Consider the following 5696-nt stretch of genomic DNA (forward strand, 5'->3'; position numbering starts at 1 on the left):
GGGCGGCGTTGATCGCCGCCTGCACGTCGCGCGCCGCGCCGTTGATGTCGCGGTTCAGCCCGACCTGCAGGGTGATGCGGACGTTGCCCACCGAGCTCTGCGACGTCATCTCGGTGACGTCGGCGATCTGGCCGAGATGACGCTCGAGCGGGCTTGCCACGGTGGTGGCGACGTCCTCCGGACTAGCCCCGGGCAGGTTGGCCTGGACGGAGATGGTCGGAAAATCGACCTGCGGCAGCGGCGACACCGGCAGCTTGAAGAAGGCAACCGCGCCCGCCGCCGCGAGCCCGAACGTCAGGAGCGTGGTCGCGACCGGACGGCGGATGAAGGGCGTCGACGGCTGCATGGCTCAGGCCGCTTCCTGCGGCCCGCGGAAGCGCAGCGCCAAGCGGTCGAACCAGAGATAGATCACCGGCGTCGTGAACAAGGTGAGGAGCTGGCTCACGAGCAGGCCGCCGACGATCGAGATGCCGAGCGGATGGCGCAGCTCGGAGCCGGCGCCGGTGCCGACCATCAGCGGCAACGCGCCGAGCACCGCGGCCATGGTGGTCATGATGATCGGCCTGAACCGCAGCAGGCAAGCCTGGTAGATCGCCTCGCGCGGCGACTTGCCCTCGTGGCGCTCGGCATCGAGCGCGAAGTCGATCATCATGATGGCGTTCTTCTTGACGATGCCGATCAGCAGGATGATGCCGATGATCGCGACGATGGTCAGGTCGTCGCCGGCGAGCATCAGCGCCAGCAGCGCGCCGATGCCGGCGGACGGCAGCGTCGACAGGATGGTGATCGGGTGGATGAAGCTCTCATAGAGCACGCCGAGCACGATGTAGACGACGACGATCGCGGCGAGGATCAGGAACAGCTGGTTCGACAGCGCCGACTGGAACGCCAGCGCCGCGCCCTGGAAGCTCGTGATGACGCCGAGCGGCTGGCCGATCTCGAGCTGCGCCTGCTTGATGGCGTCGACCGCCGCGCCGAGCGAGGCACTCGGCGCCAGGTTGAACGAGACCGTGGCGGAGGGGAACTGGCCGAGATGCGAGACCTGCAGCGGCGCGGTCTCCTCGCGCATCTTGGCGAGCACGGCGAGCGGCACGGCGCCGCTGCCGACCGAGGACGGCAGATAGATGTCCGACAGCGACTGCAGCGAGGTCTGCAGGCTCGGATCGGCCTCCAGGATGACGCGCTTCTGGTTGGAGTTGGTGAAGATGGTGGAGACGATGCGCTGGCCGTAGGAATCATAGAGCGCGTTGTCGACGGTGGCGGGCGTGATGCCGAAGCGGGCGGCCTGGTCGCGATCGATGTCGACGAACACCGAGAGCCCCTGCGCCGAGATGTCGCTCGCCACGTCCTCGAACTGCGGCAGGATCCGGAGCTTGTCGACCAGCTTCGGCGTCCAGACCGCGAGCTCGTTGGGGTCGGCATCCTGCAGGATGAACTGGTATTGCGTGCGGCTCACCGTGCCCTCAATGGTGAGATCCTGCACCGGCTGCATGTAGAGCGTGACGCCGGTCAGCGAGGCCGTGGCGCTTCTGATGCGCGCCATGATCGCGGCGATGTCGGACTTGCGCGCGTCATGCGGCTTGAGGTTGATCAGGATGCGGCCGCTGTTCAGCGTGGTGTTGGTGCCGTCGACGCCGATGAACGAGGACAGGCTCTCGACATCGGGGTCCTTCAGGATGATGCCGGCGAGCTTCTGCTGCCGGTCCGCCATCGCGGCGTAGGAGACCGACTGCGGCGCCTCGGAGATCGCTTGGATCACGCCGGTGTCCTGCAACGGGAAGAAGCCCTTCGGGATCCAGACGTAGAGCAGGGCGGTCAGGGCGAAGGTGGCGAGCGCGATCAGGAGCACGAAGGTCTGGCGGTCCAGCACCCAGTTCAGCATGTGGGCGTAGATGTCGATGACGCGGTCGAAGCCCACGCGGCTCCAGCGCTGCAAGGCGTTCTCGTTGGTCTCCGCCGTCTCGGGCTTCAGCAGCTTGGCGCAGGCCATCGGCACCAGCGTCAGCGACACCACGGCCGAGATCAGGATCGTCACCGACAGCGTGATCGCGAACTCGCGGAACAGGCGGCCGACCACGTCGCCCATGAACAGCAGCGGGATCAGCACCGCGATCAGCGACACCGTGAGCGAGATGATGGTGAATCCGATCTGCTCGGAGCCGCGCAGCGCGGCCTGCAGCGGGGAATCTCCTTCCTCGATGTAGCGCGAGATGTTCTCGATCACGACGATGGCGTCATCGACCACGAAGCCGGTGGCGATCGTCAGCGCCATCAGCGACAGATTGTTGAGGCTGAAGCCCGAGAGATACATGATGCCGAGCGTGCCGACCAGCGACAGCGGCACCGACAGGCTCGGGATCAGGGTCGCGCGCGTCGAGCGCAGGAACACGAAGATCACCAGCACCACCAGCACGACGGCGAGCGACAATTCGTATTCGACGTCGCGCACCGAGGCGCGGATGGTGACGGTGCGGTCGGTGAGGACGTTGAGGTCGATGGCGGCCGGCAGCGTCGCCTGCAGCTGCGGCAGGAGCTGCTTGATGCCCTCGACGACGGAGATGACGTTGGCGCCGGGCTGGCGCTGGATGTTGACGATGATCGCGGCCGTCTCGTTCATCCAGGCGCCGAGCTTGTCGTTCTGGGCGCCGGCGATGACGTCGCCGACGTCGGTGAGGCGGACCGGCGAGCCGTTCTTGTAGGCGACGATCAGCGACTTGTAGTCGTCGGCATTGCGGATCTGGTCGTTGGCGTTGATGGTGTAGGCGCGCATCGGGCCGTCGAAATTGCCCTTCGGCGTGTTGACGTTGGCGGTCGACAGCGTGGTGCGCAGGTCGTCGATGTTCAGTCCGTAGGCGGCGAGCTTGCGGATGTCGGCGCGAATGCGCACCGCCGGCCGCTGCCCGCCGGAGATGCTGACGAGGCCGACGCCCGGAAGCTGGGAGATCTTCTGCGCCAGCCTTGTGTCGACGAATTCCTCGACCTCGGTGAGCGGCATGGTCGCAGACGTCAATCCGAGGGTCAGGATCGGCGCGTCGGCCGGGTTGACCTTGGCGTAGATCGGCGGCGCCGGCAGGTCGGAGGGCAGCAGATTGCCGGAGGCGTTGATCGCGGCCTGCACCTCCTGCTCGGCGATGTCGAGCGAGATGGCGAGGCCGAACTGGAGGGTGATGACCGACGCGCCGGCCGAGCTCACCGAGCTCATCTGGTTCAGGTTCGGCATCTGGCCGAACTGCACCTCGAGCGGCGCGGTGACCGACGAGGTCATCACGTCGGGGCTAGCGCCGGGATAGAAGGTCTGGACCTGGATGGTCGGGTAGTCGACCTCCGGCAGCGCCGCGACGGGAAGGAAACGGAACGCCAGCAGGCCGGACAGCATGATGGCGATCATCAGGAGCGTCGTTGCAACCGGCCGCAGGATGAACGGCTGCGACGGATTCATTGCGGCTGCTCGCCGTCGGACCGGCGCTTCCTGCCGCCGGATTTCTTGCCGGGGCCGGTCTTCTGGTCCGGCGAGGTTTCGGCCGGCGCCGCCGCTGGGGCGACGGCGGCGTCGGGCGCGCGGACATTGACATGCGCGCCCTCACGCAGCTTGTCGGCGCCGTCGATCACGACCCGGTCGCCCGGGGCCAGTCCAGAGAGCACCTCGACACGGGTGCCCTCGGTGGCGCCGAGCTTGACGGGGCGGACGGTGACGGTGCTGTCGGCATTGACGAGATAGGCGAAGGTGCCGGGCACGCCGCGCTGGATGCCGGCGGTCGACATCGTCACCACGTCCTTGTGGGTGTCGAGCAGCAGGCGGATGTTGACGAACTGATTGGGGTAGAGCGCCTCGTCCTCGTTCGGGAAGGTGGCGCGCAGCTTGATCGTGCCCGTGGTCGGATCGATCTGGCTGTCGAAGGTCTGCAGCGTGCCGTCGGCGATCTTGTTGGCGCCGGCACGGTCGAGCGCGGTCGCGGGCAGCGACGCGCCGGCCTGCAGGCGTTTGGCGATCGCCTGGAGATTGTCCTCAGGCACCGTGAACAGCACGCTGATCGGCTTGAGCTGGGTGATCACGACGAGCCCGTTGGTGTCGCCCGGGGTGACGTAGTTGCCCTGGTCGACCTGCCGCAGACCGACGCGCCCGTCGATCGGCGCCAGGATGCGGGTGTAGTTCAGATTGACCTCGGCGGCCTTCACCGAGGCGCGGTCGGCCTCGACCGTGCCCTGGTCCTGGGCCACCAGCGCGATCTGCGTATCCAGCGTCTGGTGCGGGATCGCGTTCTGCGCGGCGAGCCCCTGGTAGCGCGTCAGGTCGACCTGCGCGCCTTTCAGGAGCGCCTCGTCCCGCGCCAGCGCGCCCTTGGCCTGCGCCAGCGTGGCCTCGAACGGGCGCGGGTCGATCTCGGCGAGCAGGTCGCCCTTCTTGACCTCGTCGCCTTCCTTGAAGTCGATCTTGATCAGATAGCCGCTGATCTGGCTGCGGATGGTGACGGTGCCGAGCGAGGTCACCGTGCCGAGCGCATTGAGCGTGATGCCGATGTCGCCCTTGCCGATGGTCTCGTCGACGATCGACATCGGCGGTGCGTTGCGGCCGCCGGCCCCACGGCGGCCTTGCGGCTGCTGCTCCGGCACCTGAATGTGCTTGGTCCACCAGACGATGCCTGCGACCGCCAGCACCACGATGACGAACGTCAGGAAGAAGCGCAGGCGCGGCCTGCCTTGCTTCGGCGCCTTCGACGGCGCGCTCGCCGGGGCTTCGGGTTTCGGTTTGACGGGTTGGTCCATGGAGCTGCCATCGAAGGGCGGCTGTCGCCGCCGAATAGGTTCCTCATTCTATCCGGTCCGCTCGCCTTGGGACATTCGGCGGATGGGGGTTTTTTGAACTTTTCCGTGGGGAAAGCCTCATTAACATTCGGAAAGGATTGGGTTTTGTATCCTGTTGGGGAGCGCCGGTCACATCCGCCGCGCCGCTTTCGACGACGCGGAAGTGAGCTCTCGACGGCTTCAAGCGGCATGTGAAGAACGCCGGCGGCTCGTTGTCGGCCTCGAGCGGAAAATTCACTTCAAATTGCTCGGAACTTTGCGAGGGCGCGTCGGCACCCTCATTAAGAAATCTTCACGTGCTACGAGCGGCAATGACTTCACGTGCTGTCGCCGACTACGACCAAAGGCCGCGGTCGTAGGTCGCAGCGTTCTTGCAGAACATTAATCCGGCAGACGGGACCTTGTAAGGTGGCTTCGCCATTTTGAGGGCAAGGGATTTTCCCGCACGAGAAATGGAGAAGCTCTCATGCAAGATCAAGTAAACACCGCAAATGCTGCGACCCGCGCAATCCTCAAGCCCCGACGGCTCGCGCTGCTGGGCTCCGTCGCCGCGCTCGGCATCGCGGTCCTCGCGATCGGCCCGGGCGGCACCGCGCCGTTCAGCCTTCCGGCCTGGACCGCGTCGGCACACGCGGCCGAAGCGCCGAACACGGCGGGCTTCGCCGATCTCGTCGCCAAGGTCAAACCTGCGGTGATCTCGGTCCGCGTCAAGATCGACAGCGATACGGACACGCCTGCCGTCACCCAGCGCGACGACGACAACGGCATGAATTCGGAGCAGGGCTCGCCGCTCGAGCAGTTCTACCGGCAGTTCGGCTTCCGCTTGCCGCAAGCCATGCCGCACAGCCGCCAGGTCATCACGGGCGAGGGCTCGGGATTCTTCATCTCGCCGG

The 5696-nt window shown here is 66.5% G+C and carries 3 protein-coding genes and 1 pseudogene; 1 reads left to right on the forward strand and 3 read right to left on the reverse strand.

The window, feature by feature from the left end; translation table 11 throughout:
• From JOY90_RS08020 to JOY90_RS08030, 3 genes are all read right to left on the reverse strand, one after another.
• On the reverse strand, positions 1-346 hold a 346-nt coding region (locus JOY90_RS08020), incomplete at its 3' end, for an efflux RND transporter permease subunit (protein ID WP_291690610.1).
• Between the two features lie 3 nt (positions 347-349).
• On the reverse strand, positions 350-3439 hold the full coding sequence (locus JOY90_RS08025; RefSeq protein ID WP_291690611.1) for an MdtB/MuxB family multidrug efflux RND transporter permease subunit: 3090 nt from the start codon (positions 3437-3439) through the stop codon (positions 350-352).
• Entirely contained in the window at positions 3436-4764 is a 1329-nt protein-coding gene (locus JOY90_RS08030) for an MdtA/MuxA family multidrug efflux RND transporter periplasmic adaptor subunit (RefSeq protein ID WP_291690612.1), read from the reverse strand. The genes JOY90_RS08025 and JOY90_RS08030 overlap by 4 nt, the downstream gene beginning before the upstream one ends.
• Before the next feature lie 505 nt (positions 4765-5269).
• Between JOY90_RS08030 and JOY90_RS08035 the strand changes: the two are divergent.
• A pseudogene (locus JOY90_RS08035) lies at positions 5270-5696 on the forward strand (serine peptidase); the annotation flags it as partial.

The sequence above is a fragment of the Bradyrhizobium sp. genome (assembly GCF_019242285.1).
GTDB lineage: Bacteria > Pseudomonadota > Alphaproteobacteria > Rhizobiales > Xanthobacteraceae > Bradyrhizobium.

Coding starts and splice junctions, on each gene's coding strand:
- JOY90_RS08025 (WP_291690611.1), bottom strand. CDS start 3,439: ATGAATCCGTCGCAGCCGTTCATCCTGCGGCCGGTTGCAACGACGCTC.
- JOY90_RS08030 (WP_291690612.1), bottom strand. CDS start 4,764: ATGGACCAACCCGTCAAACCGAAACCCGAAGCCCCGGCGAGCGCGCCG.